The organism is Microbacterium sp. NPDC055442 (assembly GCF_053644215.1).
On sequence record NZ_JBSHLF010000003.1, the window covers coordinates 489,307 to 514,429 of the forward strand.

General features: G+C 69.5%; 21 protein-coding genes. 11 read left to right on the forward strand and 10 right to left on the reverse strand.

Going from position 1 to position 25,123, the window contains the following annotated elements; translation table 11 throughout:
- Positions 1-5: 5 nt before the first annotated feature.
- Positions 6-1,025: an LLM class F420-dependent oxidoreductase gene (locus ACWIBS_RS09615; protein WP_376129078.1), complete on the reverse strand. Its 1,020-nt coding sequence runs from the start codon at positions 1,023-1,025 to the stop codon at positions 6-8.
- Positions 1,026-1,178: 153 nt separating this feature from the next.
- Between ACWIBS_RS09615 and ACWIBS_RS09620 the strand changes: the two genes are divergently transcribed.
- Together ACWIBS_RS09620 and ACWIBS_RS09625 are read left to right on the forward strand one after the other, a co-directional pair.
- A complete protein-coding gene (locus ACWIBS_RS09620) occupies positions 1,179-3,065 on the forward strand; it encodes an AMP-binding protein (RefSeq protein WP_376129076.1) in 1,887 nt (628 codons plus the stop codon).
- Positions 3,062-3,748 (forward strand): nitroreductase, encoded by a 687-nt coding sequence (locus ACWIBS_RS09625; protein ID WP_376129074.1) that lies wholly within the window; start codon positions 3,062-3,064, stop codon positions 3,746-3,748. Before ACWIBS_RS09620 ends, ACWIBS_RS09625 begins: the two co-directional genes overlap by 4 nt.
- A gap of 45 nt (positions 3,749-3,793) precedes the next feature.
- Here ACWIBS_RS09625 and ACWIBS_RS09630 read toward each other — a convergent pair whose 3' ends face one another.
- The 8 genes from ACWIBS_RS09630 to ACWIBS_RS09665 all read right to left on the reverse strand — a co-directional run bounded on the left by ACWIBS_RS09630 (position 3,794) and on the right by ACWIBS_RS09665 (position 13,817).
- The gene (locus tag ACWIBS_RS09630; RefSeq protein WP_454136874.1) at positions 3,794-4,228 is read right to left on the reverse strand and encodes a nuclear transport factor 2 family protein; all 435 of its coding nucleotides are present in this window, start codon (positions 4,226-4,228) and stop codon (positions 3,794-3,796) included.
- Positions 4,229-4,253: 25 nt separating this feature from the next.
- Positions 4,254-6,218 (reverse strand): oxidoreductase, encoded by a 1,965-nt coding sequence (locus ACWIBS_RS09635; RefSeq protein ID WP_376129071.1) that lies wholly within the window; start codon positions 6,216-6,218, stop codon positions 4,254-4,256.
- 23 nt (positions 6,219-6,241) lie between these two features.
- Positions 6,242-7,174 carry an SDR family NAD(P)-dependent oxidoreductase gene (locus ACWIBS_RS09640; protein WP_376129069.1) on the reverse strand — a complete coding sequence of 311 codons (933 nt, stop codon included), beginning with the start codon at positions 7,172-7,174 and terminating at the stop codon, positions 6,242-6,244.
- Positions 7,174-8,583, reverse strand: a complete 1,410-nt coding sequence (locus tag ACWIBS_RS09645; protein WP_376129067.1) for an MFS transporter — start codon at positions 8,581-8,583, stop codon at positions 7,174-7,176. The genes ACWIBS_RS09640 and ACWIBS_RS09645 overlap by 1 nt, the downstream gene beginning before the upstream one ends.
- A gap of 84 nt (positions 8,584-8,667) precedes the next feature.
- Positions 8,668-9,942 carry a type 2 periplasmic-binding domain-containing protein gene (locus tag ACWIBS_RS09650; RefSeq protein WP_376131106.1) on the reverse strand — a complete coding sequence of 425 codons (1,275 nt, stop codon included), beginning with the start codon at positions 9,940-9,942 and terminating at the stop codon, positions 8,668-8,670.
- Positions 9,943-10,012: 70 nt separating this feature from the next.
- Entirely contained in the window at positions 10,013-11,494 is a 1,482-nt protein-coding gene (locus ACWIBS_RS09655) for a TRAP transporter large permease (protein ID WP_376131103.1), read from the reverse strand.
- Positions 11,491-12,036 carry a TRAP transporter small permease gene (locus ACWIBS_RS09660; protein WP_376131100.1) on the reverse strand — a complete coding sequence of 182 codons (546 nt, stop codon included), beginning with the start codon at positions 12,034-12,036 and terminating at the stop codon, positions 11,491-11,493. The genes ACWIBS_RS09655 and ACWIBS_RS09660 overlap by 4 nt, the downstream gene beginning before the upstream one ends.
- Positions 12,033-13,817, reverse strand: coding sequence for an AMP-dependent synthetase/ligase (locus ACWIBS_RS09665; RefSeq protein ID WP_454136877.1), 1,785 nt, complete (start codon positions 13,815-13,817; stop codon positions 12,033-12,035). The genes ACWIBS_RS09660 and ACWIBS_RS09665 overlap by 4 nt, the downstream gene beginning before the upstream one ends.
- A 213-nt stretch (positions 13,818-14,030) precedes the next feature.
- Here ACWIBS_RS09665 and ACWIBS_RS09670 point away from each other — a divergent pair, with 213 nt between their 5' ends.
- Positions 14,031-14,876 (forward strand): MaoC/PaaZ C-terminal domain-containing protein, encoded by an 846-nt coding sequence (locus ACWIBS_RS09670; protein ID WP_376131093.1) that lies wholly within the window; start codon positions 14,031-14,033, stop codon positions 14,874-14,876.
- 8 nt (positions 14,877-14,884) lie between these two features.
- Here the strand turns inward: ACWIBS_RS09670 and ACWIBS_RS09675 are convergent, their stop codons facing one another.
- Positions 14,885-15,292: an EthD domain-containing protein gene (locus tag ACWIBS_RS09675; protein WP_376131090.1), complete on the reverse strand. Its 408-nt coding sequence runs from the start codon at positions 15,290-15,292 to the stop codon at positions 14,885-14,887.
- Positions 15,293-15,543: 251 nt separating this feature from the next.
- Here ACWIBS_RS09675 and ACWIBS_RS09680 point away from each other — a divergent pair, with 251 nt between their 5' ends.
- The 8 genes from ACWIBS_RS09680 to ACWIBS_RS09715 all read left to right on the forward strand — a co-directional run bounded on the left by ACWIBS_RS09680 (position 15,544) and on the right by ACWIBS_RS09715 (position 25,123).
- Positions 15,544-16,176, forward strand: a complete 633-nt coding sequence (locus ACWIBS_RS09680) for a TetR/AcrR family transcriptional regulator (protein WP_376131087.1) — start codon at positions 15,544-15,546, stop codon at positions 16,174-16,176.
- A 132-nt stretch (positions 16,177-16,308) separates the two neighbouring features.
- Positions 16,309-17,181, forward strand: a complete 873-nt coding sequence (locus tag ACWIBS_RS09685; RefSeq protein ID WP_454136880.1) for an enoyl-CoA hydratase-related protein — start codon at positions 16,309-16,311, stop codon at positions 17,179-17,181.
- 45 nt (positions 17,182-17,226) lie between these two features.
- Positions 17,227-18,399 carry a thiolase family protein gene (locus ACWIBS_RS09690; RefSeq protein WP_376131081.1) on the forward strand — a complete coding sequence of 391 codons (1,173 nt, stop codon included), beginning with the start codon at positions 17,227-17,229 and terminating at the stop codon, positions 18,397-18,399.
- A gap of 36 nt (positions 18,400-18,435) precedes the next feature.
- Positions 18,436-20,697: an acyl-CoA dehydrogenase family protein gene (locus ACWIBS_RS09695; RefSeq protein WP_376131078.1), complete on the forward strand. Its 2,262-nt coding sequence runs from the start codon at positions 18,436-18,438 to the stop codon at positions 20,695-20,697.
- Between the two features lie 109 nt (positions 20,698-20,806).
- On the forward strand, positions 20,807-21,598 hold the full coding sequence (locus tag ACWIBS_RS09700) for an enoyl-CoA hydratase/isomerase family protein (protein WP_376131075.1): 792 nt from the start codon (positions 20,807-20,809) through the stop codon (positions 21,596-21,598).
- Positions 21,598-22,773, forward strand: coding sequence for a CaiB/BaiF CoA transferase family protein (locus ACWIBS_RS09705; protein WP_376131073.1), 1,176 nt, complete (start codon positions 21,598-21,600; stop codon positions 22,771-22,773). Before ACWIBS_RS09700 ends, ACWIBS_RS09705 begins: the two co-directional genes overlap by 1 nt.
- Positions 22,773-23,981 (forward strand): thiolase family protein, encoded by a 1,209-nt coding sequence (locus tag ACWIBS_RS09710; protein ID WP_376131070.1) that lies wholly within the window; start codon positions 22,773-22,775, stop codon positions 23,979-23,981. The genes ACWIBS_RS09705 and ACWIBS_RS09710 overlap by 1 nt, the downstream gene beginning before the upstream one ends.
- On the forward strand, positions 23,978-25,123 hold the full coding sequence (locus ACWIBS_RS09715) for an acyl-CoA dehydrogenase family protein (RefSeq protein WP_376131068.1): 1,146 nt from the start codon (positions 23,978-23,980) through the stop codon (positions 25,121-25,123). Before ACWIBS_RS09710 ends, ACWIBS_RS09715 begins: the two co-directional genes overlap by 4 nt.

Sequence of the window (25,123 nt, forward strand, 5' to 3'; positions counted from 1 at the left end):
GCCGCTCACAGCCCGACCTCCGTCCCGATGGCGCGGATCTCCTCGGGTGTGCGCAGCCCCATCATGACGACGGTGCGCACGGGCGACGAGCGCCATCTCTCGAGGCGCTCCGCGATGCGCTTGGGCGATCCGACGAGCGCGGTGCCGTCCACGAGGTCGTCGGGGACCGCCTCGATGGCCTCATCCCGCCGCCCCGCGAGGAACAGATCCTGGATCTTCTCCGCGGCATCGGCGTAGCCGGCCCTGGCCACGGCGTCGTAGTGGAAGTTGGCACCCTTCGCGCCCATGCCCCCGACGTACCACGCGAGTTCTGCTTTCGCGCGGCGGAAGGCCGCGCGCACGTCGGAGTCGACGAAGGTGTTGACGGTGGCCACGATGTCGAAGCCCTCGGGGCGACCGGCGATGGCCTCGCCGTAGACATCCTCGAAGACATCGATGTGGGTGAAGGCGGGCAGCCAGCCGTCGCCGATCTCGACGCTCAGCTGAACGTTCTTCGGGCCCTGGGCGCCGAGATAGATCGGGATGTGGGAACGGTACGGCTCGGTGATCAGTCGCAGGGGCTTTCCGCGCCCCGTCCCTCCCGGGTAGGGGAGGGGGAAGAACTCGCCGTCGTTCGTGACGGGCTGGCTGCGGTCCCAGAACCGGCGGAGGAGGGCGACGTACTCCCGGCTGCGGGAGACGGGCTTGGGGAAGGGTCTTCCGTACCAGCCTTCGACGATCTGCGGGCCCGAGACGCCGATGCCCAGGATGAGCCGGCCCTGGCTGAGTGCATCCAGCGTCATGGCGGTCATGGCGACGTTGGCCGGTGTCCGGGCGTCGAGCTGGATGATCGAGGTGCCCAGTTTGATGCGCGACGTTCGCGCGGCATACCAGGTCAGCGGTGTGAAGGCATCCGAGCCGTACGCCTCTCCGGTCCAGACGGAGTCGAACCCCAGATCCTCGGCGGCGAGCACGAGGTCGGTCGCATCGTGGGGGTGCTTGCCCCAGTATCCCAGTCCCAGGCCCAGCTTCAGGTCATCGCGCATGAGGACAGCTCTCGTGAAGGGAGGTCGAACGGCCCGTCATCCGCGAGACCGCCGTTGGTCAGTTCAAGTATGGTGAGGAGAAGAGGATCTGGCAACCAGCCGTTTGGTTGTTTTATGCTGACCGCGAGTGTTCCTCCACCGAAGGGCTTTCTCGTGGACATCCTGGACGCGCCCGAGTACTGGGCTTCGACGTGCCCCCGCGAGATCGCCGTGCGCGACGACGCGGGCGACCTCACCTGGGCGGAGCTCGTCGGCGCTGTCCGTGTGCACTCCGCAGGGATCCGTGCGCGCGGGGTGATGCCGGGAGATCGCGTCGGCTTCCTCATGGAGAACTCCCGCCAGTTCTGCGTCAGTGCCCTGGCGATCCTCGCAGCGGGTGCCGTGGCGGTGCCCATCAACTACCGCTTGCATCCCCGGGAGATGGCGGAGCAGCTCGATGACGCCGGTGCCGGTCTTCTCCTGCACGACGAGGCCTACCGCGACAAAGCCGGCGAGGTCGCCTCGCGCAGCGGGATCCGACTCCTGTCGGCGACGAGCGAGGAGGCCGTCGCCGAAGACATCCGTCCGCGTGTGCGACGCGGCGAAGACGATCTCGCGGTGATCCTGTACTCCTCGGGAACCACGGGCCACCCCAAGGGCATCGCCGTCAGCCACCGAAGCATCTACGCCATGGCCCACGACCGGATCGTCAACGACGGCTGGTCGCGCCTGACGCGGACCTATGTTCCGTACCCCCTCGCGTTCTCGGCCGGCCTGCTCGCGTCCTGGATGGCGACGATGGTCGCCGGGGGGATGACGGTGGTGGATGCCGCGTTCGACTCGGCGCGCGCCATCCGCCGGTTCCACGAGGACCGGATCACGGTGTTCATGTCGGTGCCGGCGCTCTGGCAGGCCATCGCCGAGCACCCCGATCTGGACGGCGCCGACCTCGGATCGCTGTCGACGGTCTCCGCGGGGGGCGCGATGGTCGCGCCCGAGCTGATGTCGCGACTGAGGTCGCGGGGCATCCTGCTCTCTCAGGGCTATGGGCTCACCGAGTCCTCCGGCGTCGCAACGGCGCTGCGCCCCGAGGACATCGACCGCAAGCCTGGGTCGATCGGCCGCCCGATGATGCGCATGGAGGCGAAGATCGTCGGTCCCGCGGGGCAGGACCTGCCGCCGGGAGAGCGCGGCGAGCTGTGGCTGCGCGGGCCGGCCGTCATGGACGGCTATTGGAACGGGCACGCGGTGGACCGCTCGGTGCTCGCCGACGGGTGGCTTGCCACCGGCGATGTCGCGATCATGGACGAGGACGGATACCTGTACCTCGTCGACCGTCTGAAGGACATGATCATCACGGGTGGCATCAATGTCTTCCCCGCCGAGATCGAGCGGGTGCTCGGTCAGATCCCGGGTGTCGGGGAGTGCGCCGTGGTCGGCGTGCCGCATGAAAGGTGGGGCGAGACGCCTGTCGCCTTCGTCGTCAGCGCGGACAGCGCCCTCACCCCGGCGCACCTCGACTCGGAGCTTCGGAAGGTCCTGGGCGGTCACAAGATCCCGACGCAGTTCTTCGTGCGGGCCCAGGCGCTTCCGCGCAGCGCGAACGGCAAGGTGCTGCGCCGGACGCTGCGCGAGGAGATCCTCCGCGCGGAGGACGCCCGGCGCGGGCGCGAGCGGATCACGGCGCTCCTGGAGCGCTACTTCACCGCCGTGAACAGCCGGGACTGGGATGCCCTGCGATCCGTCCTTCACCCCGACATCTCGATCCGCCACGCGGATCTCCTCGAATCGCACGGCGTGGACAGCGTCGTCCGGCTCTACCAGGCGATCCTGCACCAGTACCGCGAAGGCGAGCACGAGGACCGGCCGACGCGGATCCTCATCCAGGGCGACCTCGTCGCCGTGGAGATCCAGGCCACCGTGGTCAAGCTCGACGGGACCCGGGTGGAGTTCCCCGCCGTGGACATGATCGATATCCAGGACGGCCTCATCCGGCGCGTCTCGACGTGGTACGACACGGCGCGTGTCGTCCCCCTCATCAAAGGCGAGAAGACATCATGATCGACACCCTCTCGGCGAGCACCCAGCTCGATGACCTCCTCAGCTCCCGCTACAGCTGCCGGGGATACCTCCCCGACGAGGTCCCCGACGAGGTGATCCGCCGCGTCTTCGAGATGGCGCAGAAGACCGCGTCCTGGTGCAACACCCAGCCCTGGCAGGTCACGGTGACGCGCGGCGACGCGACGCGGCGCTTCGCCGCGGCGCTCACCGACTACGCCCGGGCCAACCCGCCTCGCGCCGACCTCGATGTCCCGGCGGGCTATCACGGGGTCTACAGCGACCGGCGGCGCGAGAGCGGATTCGCGCTGTACGCGAGTCTCGGGATCGCGCGGGATGATCGCGCGGCCCGCGACGCGCAGGCGGCGAAGAACTTCGACTTCTTCGGGGCCCCGCACACGGCCGTCATCACGACGGACCGCGAGCAGGGGGTCTATGGCGCGATCGACTGCGGCGGATACATCTCGACCCTGATGCTCGCCGCCCGCGCCGCGGGACTCGCCTCGGTCGCGCAGGCCTCCGTCGCCCTCTACTCCGATGCGGTCCGCGCGCATTTCGGACTCGGTGAGGACCGGCTCGTCGTGTGCGCCGTCTCCTTCGGGTTCGAGGACCCGGCCCACCCCGCCAACTCCTTCCGGACGACGCGTGCCACCGTCGCCGACGCGGTCGAGATCCGCTCCGAGTGACGATCCCGCGGTGCTCGCCGGGTGGACCCGGCGAGCACCATCGGCTCACGCGGTCGGTCGCGGGTGGATGATCGCGGGGTCGACTTCGACCCGCTTGTGGCGGATGCGCAGGCCCTCCGCCGTCTGCACGTGCACGTCCCGGTAGCACCCGGTCTGCACGCTCGTCGTGTCCTCGAAGTGGAACGTCGCCGTGAAGTACGCGTGCGTGTGGATGAGATCGCCGTCCACCCGGAGCACCCGCACGTTGGACACGAGGTGGCGTGAGACCGTCCCCGGCTGAGCGAGGAGCGGCGCGTACGCCTTCAGCAGGGCATCGGCGCCCACGATGACAGCGCTGATCCTCCTGTTCGATTCGAACGTGACGTCCTCGGTGAGCAGGCTGCGCAGCGTCTCCATGTCGACATCGTCGACGGCTGCCGCGTAGTCGAAATAGAGGGCGGTGACCCGCTCGATCAGTGTGCCTTCGGCGTGGGGGGACATGTTCATTCTTGCCTCCGTGGGTCTTTCAGATCAGGGCGGCCAGCGCGTAGGCCTGCCGCGTTGCGAATGAGATGCGTCGCGGGGCGTAGGCGTCCCCGAGGATGTGCGCTTCACGGCCGGCTGCCTCGAGGGCTTCGAAGAGCGCGGATTCCGCCGTGCCGCCGCACGCGAGCGCGACGGTGTCGAACCCCGTGTGCGTATGCGGCGCGCCGCTGTAGATGTTGTGCGTCGTCAGCGTCGATCCCTCGATCGAGACGACGCGCTCCATCACCCGGAACTCGGCGCCCGCGGCCGTGAGCTTGGCCAGCACCGCGCCGATCGAGTACTTGCCGACGAGGGGTGCGATGCCCGGAGTCTGGTAGAAGACCGTCACCTTCTTCCCCTTCTCCACGAGGTGGCTCGCCACGGTGAGGGGCTGCATGTGGTCCTCCACCGCGATGACCGCCACGTTCTCGCCGACATCGGCCAGACCCTGCAGGACGTCGCGTCCGTCGACAACGTGATCGGAATCGAAGCCGGGCAGGTCTGGACGCGTCGAGGCTGCACCCGTCGCGACCACCACGACATCCGCCTCGGCGGTCAGGACCGCATCGATGGTCGCCTCGCGCGAGAGCTCGACGGTCACCCCGGCCGCCGCCAGGCGTCGCTCCTGGAAGGCGATGAAGGCGCGGTAGGAGGCGTTCTCGCTGACCGCCGAGGCGGGGAGCAGCTGACCGCCGAGGGCGGCATCGCGCTCCCAGAGGTGCACCGTGTGCCCTCGCTCGGCCAGGAGTGCGGCGCTCTCCATGCCGGCGGGTCCGGCGCCCACCACGAGGATGCGGCGCGGCGTCTGAGCGACCGGCAGCGGCCCGTCCACCTCATGCCCGGTCGCCGGGTTCACGCTGCAGGAGAAGGGCAGGCCCTCGACGATCCCGCGGTGGAGGCAGTCGTTCGTGCCGATGCACGGCCGGATGCTCGCGAACTGCCCGGCCCTGGCCTTGGAGACGAAGTTGGCCTCGGCGAACATCGCGCGGGCGAGTCCGACGACGTCGGCGTTGCCCTCGGCCACGACCGCCGCCGCCGCCGGAGGCGTCGTGACGCGGCCCGTGTAGATGACGGGCAGGGTGATCGCGTCGCGGATGCGGCCGGCGAGGTCGGCCCATCCGGCGACCGGATGCGTGTGCGGCTGGATGTAGCTCGGGTCCCCCCAGTTGTTTCCGATGACGCCGTGGATGTAGTCGACGTGACCGGTGGCCTCCAGCATCCGAGCGATCTCGATGCCGCCGTCGATGTCGTATCCGCCGTCGAAGAACTCGTCCATGTTCATGCGGACGCCCACCGCCATGTCGCGGCCGACGGCGGCGCGGATGCCCTCGAGCGCCCGCCGGAGGAACAGGCTTCGCCCCTCGAGATCGCCGCCGTACTCGTCGGTCCGCTTGTTGGTGGCGGGGGAGAGGAAGAGGTGCATGAGATCTTCGTGATTCGCGTGGATCTCGATGACGTCCAGTCCCGCAGCCTTGGATTCCGCGGCCGAGAACGTGTACTCCTCGACGAACCAGTCGATCTCGCGCCGGGTGAGCGCGTGCGGCGTCTGGTTGAAGTAGTGGTTGGCGAGCACGCCGGAGGGGGAGTGGGGGGTGGCGCCCTGTTGGATGAACTGGATGCCCGCATACGCACCGCCGTCGTGCACGGCTTGCGCGTACAGCCCCGCCCGCTCACGGAAGTTCGGGCTGCGGAAGACGCCGTTCGCATACGCGCCGACGCCGGTCGGATCGAAACCCGGCGGCAGGATCGTGTTGCCCATGAAGCCGTTGAGGCCGCACACGAGCGCGACGCCGTCGGCCGCACGGCTGCCCCAGTACGCCGCGCCGCGTCGCGCTGCCGAGTCGGTTCCCCAGATGCTTCCCACCGAGAGCCCGTGCGGAGGCATCATGAACCGGCTCCGAAGGCGGAGCGGACCGATGTCGATCGGCTCGAACATGTGGGCGATGGACGAATGAGGTTCGGACATGTCTGCTCCTCGCAGTAAGGGGGTCAGCGGGCCTGGAGGTTCTGGACGCCGGTGTCATCCAGGGTCGTGACGTTCCAGGCGGCGAAGCTCTTGCCGGCCTCGCGTCCGCTGAAGTACGGCGTCAGCGTGGAGCGGAGCTCGTCGACCGTGAACACGGAGTCGTCGGCATCGAATCGCTTTTCCACCTCCGGCGCGGCGATGAGCGCGACGAAGCGTCCGTAGACCACGAACAGCTGGCTGGTGATGTCCTGCGCCGCCGGGGAGGCGAGGAAGGAGACGAAGGTCGCGACGCGCTCGGGAGCGAGGATGTCCAGTGCGCCGGGGTGGGGGTCCTCGGCGAAGATGTGCGACGTCATGTCCGTGCGGGCGCGCGGGGCGATGGCATTCGCCGTCACTCCGTATCGCGCGAGCGCCCCCGAGGTCGCGAGGGTCAGAGCGGTGATCCCGGACTTGGCGGCCGAGTAGTTCGGCTGCCCGGGGGAGCCGACAAGACCCGCCTCGGAACTGGTGTTGATGATGCGCCCGTACGTGCGCCCGTCGGGCGAAGCCTTTGCGGCGCTGCGCCAGTGCACCGCGGCATGGTGGGTCGTGGCGGCGTGCCCCTTGAGGTGGATGCGGATGACGTCGTCCCACTCCGCCTCGCCCATGTTGAAGATCATCGTGTCGCGGATGATCCCCGCGTTGTTGACGAGGATGTCGAGCCGGCCCCACGTGTCCACCGCTGCCTCGACGGCCTCGCGAGCGAGGTTCCAGCTGCTGATATCGCCCTTCACGGCGATGGCGTCGCGTCCGAGAGCCTTGATCTCGGTGACGACGGCGTCCGCGGCATCGCCGAGGTCGTTCACCACGATGTTCGCCCCGCGCTGCGCGAGCGCGAGCGCTTCGCTGCGCCCGAGCCCGGACCCCGCTCCCGTCACGATCGCGGACATTCCCTCGAGAGACACGTCGTCGGACATCACTTCACTCCTTCTTCTTGGTTGATGCGGCGGTGACCGGGGATGCCGATCGCCGTCGCGATGCCGAGGGCACCGGATCCGATGCCGATCAGCAGAGTCGTGGTCACCGCCGCGGGGCTGGCGAGGTCGATGCCGTCGACGAGGATCCGCTCGGTCGCGAGCACGACGGAGGCCACGGTGGCGGCCAGCGTCATCCCGATCGATCGCATGAGGGCGTTCAGGCCGTTGGCCGCGGCGGTCCGGTCGGTCGGTGTGCCGGCCATGATGATGAGGGGGAGCGCGGCGAAGCTCAGGCCGAAGCCGCAGTACACGATGACCGCCGACACCATGAGGATGACGGCGTGCGCCGGCAGGAGCGCCAGGGCATAGCCGACCGCGACGAGCGCCGCGCCGAGCTGCAGCGTCGTCCGCGCCCCCCAGGTCTGCGAGATCCGAGCGGAGGCGGGCCCGGCCAGCATCATCGCCAGCCCGCCGGGGAGCATGATCCATCCGATGTCGAACTCGGACAGGCCCAGCCCGTACGACACGGAGGAGGGCGCGACGATCTGGAGGGGGAGGACGATGACGACGAACATCATGGAGAACCCCATGGCGATGCCGGCGAGGTTCGCCCAGAACACCGAGGGCGTCAGGGCGAGGCGGATGTCGACGAGGGGAGCGGGCCGGATCCACTCGTAGCCGCACCAGCCGGCGAGGAGAAGGATGGAGCCGCCGAGCAGCGCGAGGAATGCGGGGCTCGTCCAGCCCCAGGCCGCGCCCTGCGTGATGGCCACGAGGAGAGCGCCGATCGCGAGGCCGAAGCCCACGGCGCCGGGAACATCGAGGCGGGTCCGGACGGGGCCGGTGTCGCTCGCGGGAATGAGCGCGAGGACGAGAACCAGGCAGAGGGCGGCGCACACCGCGGCGAACCAGAAGAGCCAAGGCCACGAGAACCAGGCCAGGACGACCGCCGACACGGGGATGCCGAGCGCCCCGCCCAGTCCCATCGTCGCGCCGAGCGTCCCGACCGCTGCCGGAAGCCGGTCTGCGGGGAGGAGCCTGCGCAGGAGCGACAGGCCCATCGGGATGATGCCCATGCCCATGCCCTGGAGTGCGCGTCCGACGATCATCGGCCCGAGGCTCAGGCTCAGGGCGGAGATCACCGCGCCCACGATCGCTGCCGCGAGACAGAAGACGAGCATCCGCCGTTCGCCGTAGATGTCTCCGCAGCGCCCGACGATGGGCTGCGCGATCGCGCCGGCGAGGAGGCTCGCCGTGAGCACCCACGAGCCGCCGACGACGTCGGTGCCGAGGGCCGCGGGGATGCTCGGGATCAGCGGGACTACGAGCGACTGGAGGAGCACCGCCACCGTCCCCGATGCGGCCAGGACTGTCGTGACGGTGGTCGGCGATCCGGCCGCCCTAGCCACAGCGGTCACTCTGCGTCCCGAGCATGATCCCTCATCCGTTCCGCCGGGGTGCCCGCCGAGCCGGCGGGCACCCCGGACCGTGGGTCAGGAAGGACGGTTCGCCTTGGCCACGTCGCCGCTGAACAGCTTGTCCAGGAAGGCGTCGAGGTCTCCGTCGGTGCGCGACTGGTACCACTGGCCGTACTCCTGGTAGCCGATCGCGGGGTCGTATCCGAGGCCCACGACGGTGTCGAGCCAGCTCTCCATCGTCGACTGCGCGTCGTCGACGAAGGTCGCGGGGTCCTCGACGCCCGCCAGCTCGCTGCGTGCGCCCTCGATGATCCCGGCGTTCGCGTCCTCGAGCGCCGCGGTGACATCGTCCTCGAACGCCTCGACCGTGCCGCCGTACTTCTCGGACTGCACGAGCAGGTCCATCTCGGCGCCCATGCCGCTGTTGATCTGGGCCTCGACGAACACATCGAGCCGGTCGTGGAGCAGCTGGCGGGCGGGGAGGGGCAGCGACTCGAAGACGCTCTGGTTGATGACGAGCGAGGCGAAGCCGCCCGCGAAGCCGGTCGTGGGGACGTAGCGGACGTGCGGGGCGACCTCGACGGAGCCGTTGAGGGCGAGCGAGAGCGGGCCCGATGTGGTGCAGTCGATGACGCCGCGCTGCAGCGCCTCATAGATCTCCTGGACCGACAGGCTCACGCCCTCGATGCCCAGAGCGTTGAACTGCGGAGCGTTGAGCCGGGTGCCCATGCGGGCGCTTGCGCCCTTGAGCTCGGCGAGTGTCGAGCGCGGGCTCGAGCAGGCGATGACATCCGGGCCGAGCGCGTAGACCGGCAGGAGCGGGTAGAGCCCGATCTTCTCGAACTCGGCGCGGATCGGCTCCGAGGCGAGGGACGACTCGAAGGACCAGCCCATGAGCTGCAGAAGGCCGACGAGCGGTGTCTGCTCCGCCGTGATGCTCATGTCGATCAGGGCGTTGGAGGCGGCGAGCTCCTCGGGCTGGTAGGCGGGGATCGTGTAGGACATGTCCAGACGACCGTCTGCGACGGCGTCGCTGACCTCGGTGGCCGGAGCGACAGAGTAGGAGAAGTTCGTCTCGAACTCGATCTTGCCGCCGGACCAGTCGGTGACGGCTTCCTGGTACTCCTCGAAGTACTTGCTCGTGATCGTCCCCGGCGCGCCCGCGGTCTGTGTGATCAGCGTGATCTGGTCGAGGTCGGCGAAGGCGGCCTGGTACTCCGCCTTGCTCGCCCCGAAGGGCACCCCAGCGGAGTCGGAGGATCCGCCGCCGCCCGCCGTGGTGCTGCCGCAGCCCGCGAGGGCCAGGGTCGTGACGATCGCGACGGCAGCGGTCTGTGCGGCTCGCCTCATCAGGGGTGCATGGTGTTTCTGGGGCACGGTGTTCTCCTTCTCGTGCGTGATTGCTGAAGCGCGGCGCGCGTCAGCCCATGGAGGGCAGGAACGTCGCAATCTCCGGGAAGAAGATCAGGAGCAGGATGATCGCGACCGACGCGGGCATGAGCCACAGGATGGCGACGAAGACGTCGCGGAGGGTGATGTTCACGCCCTGGTTCACCGCGGGGTCCTTGGTGATGTTGTGGATGATGTACGCGAGGATGCCGACGGGCGGTGTGAGCACCGCGAGCTCGCCCATGAAGACGACGAAGACGCCGAACCAGAGCAGCGAGATGTCCATCGCCTCGAGCGTGGGAACGAGGATCGGGACCGTGAGCAGCATCATCGCGAGCGGGTCGAGGAACATGCCCATGATGAGGTAGATGACGGCCATCAGCAGGAGGAACTGCCACGCGGCCATCTGCGTGCTGGTGATCCACTCGCCGAGGTCGCGGGTCACGCCCGACAGCGTCAGCATGCGCGAGAACATCGTCGCGCCGATGAGCAGCAGGAAGATCGCCCCGGTCGAGACGGCAGTGCTGACGGCAGCAGAGCCGATCGCGGCGAACGGGCGGTCCTTGCGCTTGTAGTAGACGGTGAGGACGACTGCCAGGAGCGCCGCGACGGCGCCGGCTTCGGTGACCGTCAGCGTCCCGGTGTAGATCCCGCCGATGATGATGCCGATGAGGACGGGGATCGGCCACGCCGAGAGCAGACTCCGCCAGCGCTCGGACCAGGTCGAGGTCTCGCGGACGCGGGGGCCGCCGTTGACGTTGGTCAGACGCGGCCACACCATGCTCATCGCCACGAGCACGATGGCGAAGACGATGGCGACGAGGATGCCGGGGCCGAGGCCCGCGATCAGCTGCGGGCCCACGGGCACGCTCGCGATCCCCGCGTAGATCACGAGCATGATGCTGGGCGGGATGAGCTGGCCGGGCAGGCCCGACACGGCGACCGAGACGATCGCGAGCCGCTTGTCGTATCCCGCCTTGATCATCTCCGGGATGCCGACGCGCGCGAGGGCGTAGGTCGTCGCGATAGACGAGCCGCTCACGGCCGCCAGTCCCGCGCCGGCGAAGTTCGTGCCGACGGCGAGGCCTCCCGGCATCCAGCCGAGCCACGACTTCGCCGTGCCGTAGACGCGCGTCGTGATGCCGGACTGCCAGAGGAGGAGGCCCATGAGCACGAACATGGGGATGACGCTGAGCGTCCATTCCGCCACGGCGTTGTAGGGGAGGTCCATGAGCGCGCTCTCGGCGGCGGCGGGACCTCGCAGCGCGAGGGTCCCGAGAAGCCCCGGGACGACGAGCGCGACCGCCACGGGGGCCTTCACGAAGACGAGCCCCAGCATCATGATGATGCCCATCAGGCCGATCGTGATGGCGCTGGCGCCCGTGAACATCACGACCGCGGGGACGAGGATCGCGGCGGCGAGGATGATGAGCAACGCCCACGACGAGGGGCGGTCCTTCGGGACCCGATCGGTGCCGATCGGTGCAGGGACGAACGTGCTGGTGTCGGTCATTTCTCGGGCTCCCCGGTCGCGGCGGACGCGTGCGAGAGCATCCGTCGAATGCCTCGGATCAGCTGGATGGTGAGGATCACGGCGAAGGCCGCGAACGCGATGGGAAGGAAGAACGTCGCCGGCCAGATGGCCACTCCGCTGACACCGGCCGTGCGACCGATCTCTGCGCTCTCGATCGCCATCAGCGCGCCGAAGTACGCGAAGAGCACCGCGACGACGAGGGTCAGCACCTGCAGCACGATCTCGACGATCGGGCGGGCGACGCGAGGCAGCCGGTCAAAGAGCAGGCTCGCTTCGATGTGCTCGTTGTTGACCTGGGCGAGGGCGATCCCGAGTGCGGCGATGAGGGGGATGTACCAGAACTGCGTGTACTCGAGCGTGCCGAAGATCGGCTGATTGAAGAACGCCCGGAAGAGCGCGTTGAGCACGACGTGCACCATCATCGCGAAGATCGAGACGATGGTGACGGCGGCGACGATCGTGCCGAACAGCCCCCGCCGGGGCGCGACGGCCTCCGGGGCGGCGATGGATTCGTCGGTCATGAGTAGAGCCCCTCGATGATGTCGGCGTACTTCGCGATGATCGGCTCGCGGCGCATCTTGGAGGTCGGCGTGAGCTCGACCGTTCCGGGCAGCCACTCGTGGGGAAGCACGTGGAACTTCTTGATCTGCTCGACCCTGTTGAGCTTCTCGTTGCCTCGCGCGACCGCTTCGCCCACGGCGGCGAGGAGCCGCGGATCCTCGGCGAGCGTGCGCAGGTCCGTCGCTGCCAGGCCCTCCTGTGCGGCCCAGGACCGGGCGTACTCGCCGTCCAGCACGATGAGGGCGACCAGGTAGGGCCGCCCCTCGCCGAACGCGAGCGTCTGGCCGATGAGGGGGCTGGAGCTGATGATCGCCGACTCGACCGTGACGGGCGAGACGTTCTTGCCGCTCGAGGTGACGAGGATCTCCTTCTTGCGGCCGATGACCTTGAGGTAGCCGGCGTCGTCGAGGGAGCCGAGGTCTCCCGTGTGCAGCCAGCCTTCGTCGTCGACGGCCTCCGCCGTCGCGTCGGGGCGATTGTGGTAGCCCACGAAGATGCTCGGACCGCGAAGCAGGATCTCGCCGTCGTCCGCGATCTTCAGCTCGACATGGACGCCCGGGCGCCCGACGGTGCCGATGCGGATCTCGCCCATTCGGGCAGACGTTCCGCCGGCGCCGCTCTCGGTCAGGCCGTACACCTCCGCCATCGGGATGCCGATCGCGTGGTAGAACTCCATCAGCGGCCCGGGGTTGGGGGCGGTCGCGACGACCGCGATCTGGAGGTTGTCCAAGCCCACCTGCGCGCGCCAGGGCTGGATCAGCTCGTCGCGCGCGCGGGCCGAGAGGGCGCGGACCTCGTCGGGCACCGCGTCGCCCGCCTGCTCGCAGCGCACCTGCTGGAAGCTCGCCTCCAGGCCCTTCGTCACGGCATCCCGCTCGGCCTCGTCGAGGGTCAGCACCCAGGACTCGAACGAGGCGCGCAGCTTCTCGAAGGTGCGCGGCGGCCCGTAGAAGTAGCCGGGGTTGATCTCGGGAAGGACGTTGACGACCTCCCGGGGGTCGGCCACCGTGACAGCCTCGAAGCCCTGGACGACCGTCATCCCGTAGCCGCCGGTGCGCTCGCCGATGTGGGCGGTGGGAAGCCACGAGACGATCGTGGTCCCCGTGGGGGCCTTGACGGCGCGCAGCGTGGAGTCGGCGGCGTACATCAGGTTGCGGTGGGAGATGAGGGCGCCCTTGGGTGCTCCGGTCGTTCCGCTCGTGTAGATCATCGTCAGCAGGTCGTCCGGCTCGGGGTCGCGCACCGACGACAGGTCGACCTCGGCGCCGCGGGCGACGAGGTCGTCGACTGCGAGCCAGCCGTCGGCGGTGGGCTCGTCGAGCATGACGCGCAGCTCCGGCAGCTCGACGCCCTCGAGTCGAGGGAGGAACGGCGCCGAGACGATGATGGCCCGGGCACCGGAGTCCTCCAGGGCGTAGGAGTTCTGTTCGCGCGAGGATGTCGCGTACAGCGAGAAGGGGACGACGCCCAACCGCACGAGGGCGAGGTCGATCGCGAAGAACTCGGGACGATTCGCCATGAGCATCGCGATCTTGTCGCCGCGGCGGAGCCCCAGGCTGTGGAAGCCCTTTGCGAGGGCCTCGACGCGCTCTCCCAGTTCCCGCCACGTGTAGCTCAGGCGGTTGTCGTGGGAGCGGACGGCGACGCTGTCGGGGCGGCGCGATATCGTCCGCGCCAGTGCCTCCGTGAGGGTGCCCGTCGGTTCGAGGGGAACATAGGTGGCGAGTTCGTCTGTGGGCATCATCGTCCATCCGGGGTCAGCGCTGACTGCACGTGTGGTGAGAGTATCAACCAATCGTTTGGTCTGCGTCAAGAGTGCGGCCTGCGGTGAGCGGGGCGTGTTGATGCGATCGCGTCCGGCATTCCATGTCTCCCCTGGCCCTCGTCGTTGAGAACAGCCACAGGGACATGTTATTCATAACAACGATAGGCATAGACGAGCGGGAGGCCGACGATGAGCGAGGCGACGATGATGGGCGACGGAACGGCCGCGGGCATGCCCGCCTTCGACTTCGTGGTCGAGGAGGGGAAGGTCGCCGAGTTCGCTCGGGCGACGGGTGCTCCCGTGGGGAAGGGTGACCTCGCCCCCGTGACGTTCCTCGCCGCGAGCGCCCTGTGGATGATGCCCGAGAACTCGGTCTGGCACACGGTCCAGCGCGACTACCGGCGAGTGCTCCATGGCGAGCAGCGGTTCGACTACCCGCGGGGGCTCCCCGTCATCGGCACGCGGTACCGTGCGCGCCAGCACTTCGGGCGCAGCTTCGAGAAGGCCGGGTCCCGGGGTGTGATGGAGTTCACCGAGGTGATCACCTCGTTCTGGACCGAAGACGAATCCCGGCCCGACGCCACGATGACGGCGCTGACGATCACGCTGCCCGAGCACAGCGGCGACGGGTCCGACGCCCCCCGCCCCGGGGTATCCGCGGACGCAGCCTCCGAGATCCCCGCCGCGATCCTCACGCACGTGACGCAGCCGCTGACGATCACCGACTTCGTGCGCTACCAGGGCGCCTCGGGCGACTTCAATCCGATCCACCACGATGCGCAGTTCGCGCAGGACGCCGGGTATCCCTCGCCGTTCGCGGTGGGGATGCTGTCGGCCGGTGTCGCCGCCGCTCAGCTGGGAGAAGCGCGCGACATCGCGACCCTGCGCAGCTTCCAGACGCGGTGGAAGGCTCCCGCGTGGCCGGGCGACCGGCTGACCTACGCGGTCCGCGACGGCGGGGACGACGCTCTGGAGGTCACGGTGACCCGCCCGGACGGCAGCGTGCACATGCTCGCGCGGGGCGAGTTCGCCTGACCGACGTCTCAGCGCGGGTAGACGTCCACGCCCACCGAGCAGTTCCTCGTCCGGTCGAGGAAGTTGGCTTCGTCTTCGGCGAGGACGGCGGTGACCTCCGGCGACTGCAGGTCGCTGCGGAACTTCTCCCACGCGGCGTCGTCTTCGAACCACAGTTCGGTCACGACATCGAACCCGAGGTCCGGCGGCGGGGTCTGACGCGCCCCCGTAGTCGTGTCGAGATAGTTGCGCCGGTACTCGCCGATGGAGGGGAGAAGCCGGCGGACGAGCGGCACGTGGTGGTCCTCGTAGTAGCGGATGAACTGCTCGCGGGTCAGATCCGCCCGCTTGGTCAGGAGGACCATCACCTTGCGGGGGCCCGTGCCGGAGGCCTCCGGTCCGCCGTGCGGAGAGTCCTGTTCGTCGATGAGTGTCATGCGCGGCTCCTTCGCCCGTCGGGGGCGTAGGGCCCCAGCTGTGCGGTCGATGCTAATCGTTACCAGAGAAGGAGGAGTTGCTTCGACGTCTTTTCGTCGACTTATGATCGACAGCACGGCCGGCGGCCACTTTCGGAGCCGAGGCTGTGGTGTGCGGCGGCGCATCGGGAGTTCGTGATTGCACGGTCGTACACGAAGCGGGCAGAGTCGGGAGTCACCGGCACGATGCCGCACGATGGAGGGTGAACCACATGGCTGGTCGCACGAAGAGCACTGAAGGCGCCGCTGAGCGCAAGGGCGGTGCGCGCGAAGGGCGGCGGTTCGACCGCTACGAGATCCTCATCGACACCGCCGCCGACCTGTTCCGCACGAACGGATACGACGCGACGAGTCTGCAGCAGATCGCGGACAAGGTCGGGATCCTCAAGGGGAGCCTGTACTACTACATCGACACCAAAGAGGACCTGCTCTTCGCGATCATCCAGCGCAATCACGAGCGCATCATCCAGGGGAACTCGGAGTGGCGCAGCATCACCGATGACCCGCTCGCGGCCATCCGGTCCTTCGTGGAAGGCCACATGCGCTGCACGATGGGCAATGTCACCTATTCCGAGGTCTTCATCCGGGACTTCCGCTCGCTCAGCGAGGTGCACTCGAAGGAGATCCGGCACGCGCAGGAGGAGTACGACCACGAGTTCCGGGCACTCATCCGTGTCGCCGCGGATGCCGGACTGCTGCGCGACGGTGTCGAGCCGTCCTTCGCCTCGCGCGCCATCTTCGGCATGAGCAACTGGATCTTCTACTGGTTCCGGCCCGGTGGCGAGCTCACTCGCGAGGACGTCGTCGCCAAGATGTCGGAGTACGCGATGGCGAGCCTTCGCTGACCCGATCCCGACCGTCCGGTCCAGGGGCGGCGGCGTATCTGCGCTTGCCAACCAACCTTTTGGTTGGTTAGTCTTCGACGAGATCGGTGCCCGGTGAGATGCGGGGTGCCGTGACGAACAGACCACACCGACGTGGAGGATGTCGTGCACACCCGAGCATCAGCGGCAGACGCGCCGCCGCCGTCCGAGGAGACCGTCCTTCTCGATGTCGCCGACGGCATCGCGACGATCACCCTCAACCGTCCCGCGCGCCTGAACGCGATGAACGGCGAGATGCAGCGCGCGCTGCCCGCGCGACTGGCCGAAGCGGCCGACCGTGACGACGTCCGCGTCATCATCCTGACCGGGGCAGGGCGCGGATTCTGCGCGGGCGCGGACTTCAGCGTGCTCGAAGGGCTCGGCGACGGTGACGAGGTGACGATGCCCGAGCGCGAGCTGCTCATTGCGCGGACGATCCCCAAGCCCGTCATCGGCGTCGTCAACGGGCCCTGCGCGGGCATCGGACTCGTCTTCGCGTTGGCGTGCGACATCCGCTTCGCCGCCGCCGACGCCACGTTCGGAACCGGCTTCGCGAGACGAGGGCTCGTCGCCGAGCAGGGGCTGGCATGGCTGCTGACGAATCTCGTCGGCCCCTCGCGTGCGATGGACCTCCTGTTCACGTCGCGAACGTTCGACGGGGTGCAGGCGCGCCGACTCGGCGTCGTCGATCACGTGCGCTCGTCGAGCGTGCTCGCCGAGGCCGCGCGGGAGTACGCGCGCGGCCTGATCGAGAACGGCTCGGCCGTCTCGATGGGTGTCATGAAGTGGCAGGTGCAGCGCGCAGCCGGCTCCTCGTTCTGGGAGGCCTTCGACGACGATGCCGACATCACGCAGCAGGCGCTGACGGGGCGGGACTTCGTGCAGATCGGGTCGCGCCTGGGCAAGGAGCGTCCGGACTACGCGCCGATCCCGGCGGGTCGTCTCGGGGATGCCCCGCCCGTGCACCTCATTCCGACTTCCGATTGATCATTCCACCGGGCGAGCGCCCGGTGCCGCTGAGAAGAGGTGCACATGGCTGGACTCACAGGCCGGACCGCGACGATCGTGGGCGCGACACGGCTGCCCATCGGGCGGGGGCGACTGGACGTCGGGATGTACCGGGACGAGCACCCCGTCGCGCTGCTCGGTCGCGCGTACACGGGTCTGCTCGAGCAGGTCGGGATCGACCCCGCGGGGGTCGACGATGTCATCGCGGGCTGCGGGCAGCCCTTCGGCGTGCAGTCCGCCAACGTCGCCCGCCTCGCCTGGCTGCACGAGAACCTTCCCGTCCAGACGCCTGCGACCACGGTCGACCGCGCGTGCGGCTCCTCCCAGCAGGCGGTGAACTCGGCCGCGAGCCTCATCGCCTCAGGAGCAGGGGACCTCGTCATCGGTGCGGGTGCCGAGCACATGGGGCGCATCCCGTTCGCTGCCGGCCCGGAGATCCAGAAGACCTGGGGGAGCCCGTTCACCGAGCAGCTCCTCGAGCATTTCCCCCTGGTCAATCAGGGCGAGGCGGCCGAGCGGGTGGCCGAGAAGTACGGCGTCACCCGGACGGAGATGGACGAGTTCTCGGCCCGGTCGCACCGGCTCGCCGCCGCCGCGCGGGATGAGGGGCGCTTCGACAGGGAGATCACGCCTTTCGCGACGACGCATGGCCTCGTCGAGGCCGACCAGGGCATCCGGCCCGGGACGAACGTGGCGGATCTGGCGCAGCTGGCACCCGTCTTCCGTCCCGACGGGCGGATCACGGCGGGCAGCTCGTCGCAGATCTCCGACGGGGCGGCCGCCGTCCTCGTGGGCGAACTGGATCGTGTCCGCGCACTCGGGCTCGCTCCGCGCGCCGTCATCCGTGACGCGATCACCGTCGGCTGCGACCCTGTCCTGATGCTGGAGGGCCCGATCCCCGCGACCCAGCGGATCCTCGAGCGCAACGGCATGACGGTGGACGACATCGACCTGTTCGAGTGCAACGAGGCGTTCGCCGCGATCGTGCTCGCGTGGCAGCACGAGATCGAGCCGGACCCTGAGCGCGTCAACGTCAACGGCGGGGCGATCGCCCTGGGGCATCCCCTGGGTGCGAGCGGCGCGCGGCTGATCACGACGCTTCTGCACGAGCTCGAGCGGCGCGACAAGGAGTTCGGGCTCGTCACGATGTGCTGCGGCGGAGGCTTCGGCACGGCGACCCTCATCCAGCGGGTCTGAACCCGGCTCCGGCCCACCTGAGACGAGGACCGCGCCATGTATGACGAGATCGCTGCCGGCTCGCGGGCGTTCTTCGCCCGAGAAGCGCCGCTGAGGAGCCTCAGAGACCACATCGAATCGGAGGGCGAGGGCTTCGACCTCCGCGTCTGGGCGCGCTTCTGTCAAGAGCTCGGCGGCGGATCCCTGCTGCTGCCATCCGAGGACGGCGGCGAGCCGGGTGACCTGATGGCCGCCTCGATCGTCGCCGAGCAGGCGGGCCGGGTGCTCTACGGCGGGCCGTACCTCTCGCTGTGGGCTGCCGGACTCCTGCTCGGTGAGCGCGCCGGTGCGGAGCTGGCCGACGCGGTGGCGGGCTCCCGGATCGTGGCGGCGAGCCTTCGGGATGACGCCGTGACGGCGCGGTGGGACGGCGAGGCGTGGCGCCTGAGTGCGGAAGAGCTCCCCGTCGAGTACCTGGCGGCCTGCGAGGTCGTCTATGTCGTCGCCGACACCGGTGCAGGTCTCGGCGTCTTCCGGGTGGACCCCGCGGGCGCGGCCGTCGAGCGCAGCAGCGCCGTGGTGCTGGATCTCACTCGCCGGGTGGGGCTCCTGACTCTGCGCGAGGTCGAGGCCGCGCGTCTGGACCCGGGGCCCGATGCGCGCGCTGCCGTGCGCGCCGCGCAGGCGAAGGTGGCCCTCCTGCGTGCAGCGGAAGCGCTGGGTGCTTCGGGACGCATCCTCGAGGTGACGACGGAGTACGCCAAGGTCCGCGAGCAGTTCGGCCGGCCGATCGCCGGCTTCCAGGCCGTCAAGCACGCGCTCGCTGAGCTGTTCATCGACGACGATGCCGCGACGGCGGCCGTCTCGGAGGCGACGCGGCTGGCGGCGGCCGGGGCGGATCCGTCACGCGTCGAGACCGCCGTGCTCGCGGCGTCGCTCATCGCGGGCGATGCGTTCGTGCGGACGAGTGAGCAGGCCATCCAGATCCACGGCGGAATCGGCTTCACGTGGGAGCATGATGCGCATCTCTTCTACCGCCGGGCGCTCGCCGAGACGGGGGCGGCGGGGCCGCGCTCGCTCCGGCTGGGGCGGCTCGCGTCGCTCGTGCGCACGACGGGTCCGGCGAAGGAGGATGCCGCGCCGGTGCCCGGCGCGGAGGATGTCGCCGAGGACACCGCCGAATTCCGCCTGCGCGCTCGCGCGTGGCTGACAGATGCGATTGCCGCAGGGCAGGCGCCGGATGTCCGGCCCGGGCCGTCGAGCACGACGGCGGAGGGCATCGACGCGGCCAAACGGTACCAGCGTCGGCTGTACGACGCCGGCTTCGCGGGCATCTCCTATCCGCCCCGCTACGGCGGGGCGGGGCTCACGGCGGCCCACGACGACATCTTCTCCGAAGAGACCCGGAGCACGGCCGCCGGTGAGGACAAGCTGTTCCGCATCGGTATCGGGATGATCGGACCGGCGATCCTCGAACTCGGCACCGAGGAGCAGCGCGCGCGCCTGATCCCGCCGCTGCTGCGCGGCGAAGAAGTGTGGTGCGAGCTCTTCTCGGAGCCGGGATCCGGCTCCGACATGGCAGCGGCGAGGACCACCGCGGTCGCCGACGGCGACGACTTCGTCGTGACGGGCCAGAAGGTGTGGACATCGAACGCGCACCTGTGCGACTTCGGGCTGCTGCTGGCCCGCACGGATCCGAGTGCCCCCAAGCATCGAGGGCTCACGATGTTCATCGTCCCGATGACCAGCGCGGGGGTCGAGGTGCGCCCGCTTCGGCAGATGACGGGAGAGTCCGACTTCAACGAGGTCTTCCTCGACGGTGTGCGGGTTCCGCGTGAGAACATCATCGGCGAGCTCGACGAGGGGTGGCGCGTGGCCCGTCTCGTGCTGATGCACGAGCGGATGGCGATGGGAGCCAGTGCCGTCTCCCGGGTGTCGCTCGAGGACCTGTTCGCCCTCGCCGCGGCTTCCGGGCGCGACGAGGATCCCCTCACGCAGGCGGAGTTGGCAGAGCAGGTGCTCGCCGAGGTGCGCCTGCGCGCGTACTTCGAGTACATCAGCGGCGATGCGCATCGCCGGCCCCTCGTCTCCGAGACGGGCGCGGTCGCCAAGGCGCTCATGACGCGGACGATGCAGGATGCCGGAGCGCTCGCGGTCCGGCTTCTCGGCCCCGCTGCGGCCGCGTGGCGGCCCGGAAGCGAGACAGGCGTCATCCTGAAGCGCGTTCTCGCCGCGGAGGCCTTCTCCATCGCCGGCGGGACCGACAACATCCTGCGCAATCTCGTGGGCGAGCGGGTCCTGGGGCTGCCGCGCGATTGAGCTGCGGGCACGCTGGAAAATACCAACCAGTTGGTTGACAAGGGTCGAGAGGCTCCCTAGATTCCTAGGAAGACGCACCGATGTCGCGTCGTGAACTGTGGAGGTTGAAGTGGCCGAAGAACGAGCCTTGGAGTTCGGACCGGTGTCCGTCACCAAGCGCGACGGCGTCGCGCTGGTCGTCGTGGACTACCCGCCGGTCAATGCGATGGGAAGCGACGTCCTCACCGGGCTGTCGCAGGCCGCGGCGGCACTGGACTCCGACACGTCCGTGCGCGCGATCGTCCTCACGGGCGGCGGTGACAAGGCCTTCATGGCGGGTGCCGACATCAGCGAGTTCGAAGCCATCCGCACGAAGGAGGGCGGGATGGCGACCCACTCGCGCTGGGCAGGCGGCGTGCTCGCTGCCTGGGCGGACCTCCCCCAGCCGGTCATCGCCGCCGTGCAGGCCAGTGCGGTCGGCGGCGGGCTCGAGATCGCACTGACGGCCGACCTCATCCTCTCCGAGCCGACGGCCAAGTTCGGGCTCACCGAGGTTCGGCTGGGCCTGATCCCCGCGGGCGGCGGCACGCAGCGCCTTCCCCGGCGGATCGGTGTCTCGGCGGCGCGGGAGCTCATGTTCCTCGGCTCGGTCATCGACGCCGCGCGCGCGGAGCACCTCGGCATCGTCAACCGGGTGACCGAACCCGGCACCGTCGTCGACGAGGCCATGGCGCTCGCGACCAAGATCGCCCGCAACCCGCGCGGAGCCGTGCAGACGATCAAGCGGATCACACGCGAGGACTTCGGTGGGGCCCTGGACGCGGAGCGCGAGGCGTTCCTGGTCGTGGCCGCATCCGAGGACTTCCAGGAAGGCTTCTCCGCCTTCCTCGAGAAGCGCACGCCGGAATTCAGTCACCGCTGATGCGCCCCCTCGAAGGACTCACCGTCGTCGACCTCAGCAGGATGCTGCCGGTGGGCGTGCTCAGCCAGATGCTTGCGGACCTCGGCGCACGCGTCATCAAGATCGAGCGGCCCGGCACGGGCGAGGAGGCGCGCGAGTACGGGGGGCGCCTCCCCGGTGGTGCTTCGGCCGGGCACGCGTTCATCGACCGCGGCAAGGAGTCCGTCGCCGTCGATCTCAAGCATCCCCACGGCCTCGAGATCGTCCGCGCGCTCGTCGGCCGCAGCGACGCCGTCCTGGAATCGTTCCGTCCCGGAGTGGCCGAGCGGCTCGGCGTCGGGTACGAGCAGCTGCGTGCCGTCAACGAAAGGCTCGTGTACTGCTCCGTCAACGGATACGGATCGGGCGGGCCTCGCGACGGCGATCCGAGCCATGATCTGAACTACCTGGCCTACAGTGGCGCGCTGCACTTCAGCGGCTCCGCCGACGGCGGCCCGCAGCTGTCCGGCATCCAGTCGGCCGACCTCATCGGCGGGCTCGCCGGCGCCGTGGGGCTCCTCGCGGCGCTGTGGTCGGTTCGCGGCGGAGGCCCGGGAGCCAAGGTCGAAGTCGGACTCGCGGATGCCGCGCTGTGGGCGATGGGGATGCACGTCTCCTCCTGGCTCGCCGACGGTCGCAGCCACGCTCCGGCCTCGACCGCCGTCACCGGCGCGGTGCCGTCCTACGGCGTGTACCGCTGCGCCGATGGCCGATACCTCGCTGTCGCCGCGCTCGAGCCGCAGTTCTGGGCCGAGTTCGTCGACGCGGCCGGTCGCCCCGATCTGCTCGCCCGCCGGACGGACCCCGCGGCGATCGGCGAGGTCGCCGACCTCGTCGCCTCGCGGGATCTCGCCGCGTGGGTGCAGCTGCTCGAGGGCCGCGAGACCTGCGTGACACCGGTCCAGACCTTCGCCGAGGCGTTGGTCGATCCGCAGTTCCAGGCGCGCGGGATGTTCGTCCCGGTGCCGGGATCCCCAGACGCCCTGCAGGTGGGCAGCCCCATCCGCATGGCACGACCGTGGACGCCCGGAAGGGCGGCCCACCCTGTCGTCGGCGGTGATGCCGAGAGCATCCTGTCCGAACTCGAGCTTTCGGCCGACATCTCGCGCTCCGCGCGCGAGTGGGCGGCGATGGACCCCAACAAGAGGGAGCAGTGATGGCGATGTCACCCGATGATGTGATGCTCGTTGCGGGCGCACGTACCCCGTTCAGCAGGTTCGGCGGCGCGCTTCGCGATGTGCCGAGCGTGGACCTCGCGACCTTCGCGATGGTCAAGGCCATGGAAGCTGCGGGCATCTCGCCCAGCGACGTCGACGAGGTGTACAACGGCGTGACGATCCCCGCTGAAGAGGCGCTGGAGGGATCGATCCCGGCCCGCGTGGCGATGCTTCGGGCGGGGATCCCCGAGGACCGGCTCTCCCTCACGATCGACCGGGCATGCTGCTCGTCGATGACGGCCGTCCAGCTGGGGGCGCGCGCGATCCAGAGCGGCCAGAGCGACGTCGTTCTCGTGGGCGGTGCCGACAACATGGGTCGGGCGGCGTTCCTGATGAACCCCGCGATCCGGTGGGGCATCCGCCGCGGCGGCCCCACGCTCAAGGACCCGATGGCCGAGCCCGGTGCCGATATCGGCGGGAAGCCCGTCGCGGTCGACGCCGGCGAGGTCGCAGCCGAGCACGGGATCACCCGCGGGGAATCGGACGAGTTCGCCCTTCGCAGCCACCAGACCTACTTCGAGGCGAAGGCGCGCGGCTTCTTCGACGGCGAGATCGTGCCCTACGTGAGTGACCGCGGCAGTCTCGATCAGGATGAGGGGCCCCGCCCCGACACGACGATCGAGAAGCTCGCGAGCCTGAAGACCATCTTCGGCGGCCCGATCGTGACGGCCGGGAATGCGCCGGGGCAGGATTCCGGCGGCTGCTACCTCGTGCTCGCGCGACGAAGCTGGGTCGAGGAGCGCGGTCTGACGGCGCTGGCCACACTGACCGGAACGGGAAGCGCCGCACGCGCCCCGCGTGAGATCCCCGTCGCTCCGGCCGATGCGATCCGCCTCGCCCTGAAATCGGCGGGCTGGAATCTGCGGGACGTGGACCGGTTCGAGATCAACGAGGCGTTCGCCGCCGTGCCGCTGACCTCGGCGCGCGTCCTCGCCGAGGGCGACGCCGCGACCGAAGGCTGGATCCTGGGACGGCTGAACGTCAACGGCGGCGCCGTGGCGATGGGGCACCCGCCGGGGGCTTCGGGCGCCCGCATCCTGCTGACCCTCGCGAGAGGTCTCGCGGAGAAGGGCGGCGGGCGCGGCGTCGCCTCCATCTGCGGCGGGCTGGGCCAGGGAGACGCCGTCGCGCTCGAGGTGCAGGCATGACCGCCCTCGGCGTGACCTTCGAGCCGATCGACCGCGAGGACCTCGCGTCGCTCGCCGATCTCGCGTTCGGGCTCGGCGCCAAGTACGAGGGCAAGAAGTACGCCGACCTGGACGCGGCGCGGGATCACTGGAACGAGGTCTGTGAACTGGGCCTCGCCGCCGTCTCGCTGTCTCCCGAGTACGGCGGTGTCGGCACGATCAAGGACATGCTGCTCGTCGCGGAGCGTCTCGCGGCGGGCGGATACCCCGCCGGCAAGCTGACGATCTCGACGGCCGTGTCCGGCGCCGTCATCCTCCGACACGGCTCCGAGGAGCAGAAGGCGCGCTGGCTCCCCGCCATCGGCGACGGCTCGCTGCGGTTCTGCTTCGCGCTGACCGAGCCCGAATCGGGATCGAACTCGGCGAACATGTCGACCAAGGCCACCCGCGAGGACGGCGGTTGGCGGATCACGGGCCAGAAGACCTACATCTCCGCCGTGGATGATTCCGACGTCATGCTCCTCGTCGCCCGCGACGCGGACAGCGGCGGCTTCTCGCTGTTCTCCATCCCGCTCCCGCACGAGGGCATCCAGATGCACGAGGTCGGCGTCATGGCGCCGGTGCCGGAGAAGCAGTGGACGCTGTTCTTCGATGATGTGCTGCTGGGGGAGGACGCCCTCATCGGTGCTTCCGGCGCCGGCGGACGGGCGCTCTTCGACGGGTTGAACCCCGAGCGCCTCATCGTCGCGGCGCAGGCGGTCGGGATCGGCCGCTGGTGTCTGGCGAAGGCGACGGAGTACGCGCGTCAGCGCGTGGTCTTCGACGTGCCGATCGGGCAGTATCAGGCCGTGCAGCACCCGCTGGCCGAAGCGCTCATCGAGCTGGAGGCAGCCTGGGCGCTCATCGAGCGCGGCGCCGACAAGTACATGTCGGGCGAGAACGCGGGCCTGGAGTGCAACATGGCCAAGGTGAAGGCCTGCGACGCGGGGCTGAAGGCCGCCGACGCGGCGCTGCAGACCTTCGGCGGCAGCGGCTTCACCGACGAGACCCTGCTGTTCGATCGCTTCGGGTATCTGCGCCTGCTCAAGACCGCCCCGGTGGCGCGCGAGCTCGCGCTGAACCAGATCGCGATGGCGGGGCTGTCGCTTCCGAAGTCCTACTGA

What these genes read in the sequence shown, in the direction of transcription:
- ACWIBS_RS09615 (WP_376129078.1), bottom strand. Translation starts at nt 1,025, where the DNA reads ATGCGCGATGACCTGAAGCTGGGCCTGGGACTGGGATACTGGGGCAAG.
- ACWIBS_RS09625 (WP_376129074.1), top strand. Translation starts at nt 3,062, where the DNA reads ATGATCGACACCCTCTCGGCGAGCACCCAGCTCGATGACCTCCTCAGC.
- ACWIBS_RS09630 (WP_454136874.1), bottom strand. Translation starts at nt 4,228, where the DNA reads ATGTCCCCCCACGCCGAAGGCACACTGATCGAGCGGGTCACCGCCCTC.
- ACWIBS_RS09635 (WP_376129071.1), bottom strand. Translation starts at nt 6,218, where the DNA reads ATGTCCGAACCTCATTCGTCCATCGCCCACATGTTCGAGCCGATCGAC.
- ACWIBS_RS09640 (WP_376129069.1), bottom strand. Translation starts at nt 7,174, where the DNA reads ATGTCCGACGACGTGTCTCTCGAGGGAATGTCCGCGATCGTGACGGGA.
- ACWIBS_RS09650 (WP_376131106.1), bottom strand. Translation starts at nt 9,942, where the DNA reads ATGAGGCGAGCCGCACAGACCGCTGCCGTCGCGATCGTCACGACCCTG.
- ACWIBS_RS09655 (WP_376131103.1), bottom strand. Translation starts at nt 11,494, where the DNA reads ATGACCGACACCAGCACGTTCGTCCCTGCACCGATCGGCACCGATCGG.
- ACWIBS_RS09660 (WP_376131100.1), bottom strand. Translation starts at nt 12,036, where the DNA reads ATGACCGACGAATCCATCGCCGCCCCGGAGGCCGTCGCGCCCCGGCGG.
- ACWIBS_RS09665 (WP_454136877.1), bottom strand. Translation starts at nt 13,817, where the DNA reads ATGCCCACAGACGAACTCGCCACCTATGTTCCCCTCGAACCGACGGGC.
- ACWIBS_RS09670 (WP_376131093.1), top strand. Translation starts at nt 14,031, where the DNA reads ATGAGCGAGGCGACGATGATGGGCGACGGAACGGCCGCGGGCATGCCC.
- ACWIBS_RS09675 (WP_376131090.1), bottom strand. Translation starts at nt 15,292, where the DNA reads ATGACACTCATCGACGAACAGGACTCTCCGCACGGCGGACCGGAGGCC.
- ACWIBS_RS09680 (WP_376131087.1), top strand. Translation starts at nt 15,544, where the DNA reads ATGGCTGGTCGCACGAAGAGCACTGAAGGCGCCGCTGAGCGCAAGGGC.
- ACWIBS_RS09690 (WP_376131081.1), top strand. Translation starts at nt 17,227, where the DNA reads ATGGCTGGACTCACAGGCCGGACCGCGACGATCGTGGGCGCGACACGG.
- ACWIBS_RS09695 (WP_376131078.1), top strand. Translation starts at nt 18,436, where the DNA reads ATGTATGACGAGATCGCTGCCGGCTCGCGGGCGTTCTTCGCCCGAGAA.
- ACWIBS_RS09705 (WP_376131073.1), top strand. Translation starts at nt 21,598, where the DNA reads ATGCGCCCCCTCGAAGGACTCACCGTCGTCGACCTCAGCAGGATGCTG.
- ACWIBS_RS09710 (WP_376131070.1), top strand. Translation starts at nt 22,773, where the DNA reads ATGGCGATGTCACCCGATGATGTGATGCTCGTTGCGGGCGCACGTACC.
- ACWIBS_RS09715 (WP_376131068.1), top strand. Translation starts at nt 23,978, where the DNA reads ATGACCGCCCTCGGCGTGACCTTCGAGCCGATCGACCGCGAGGACCTC.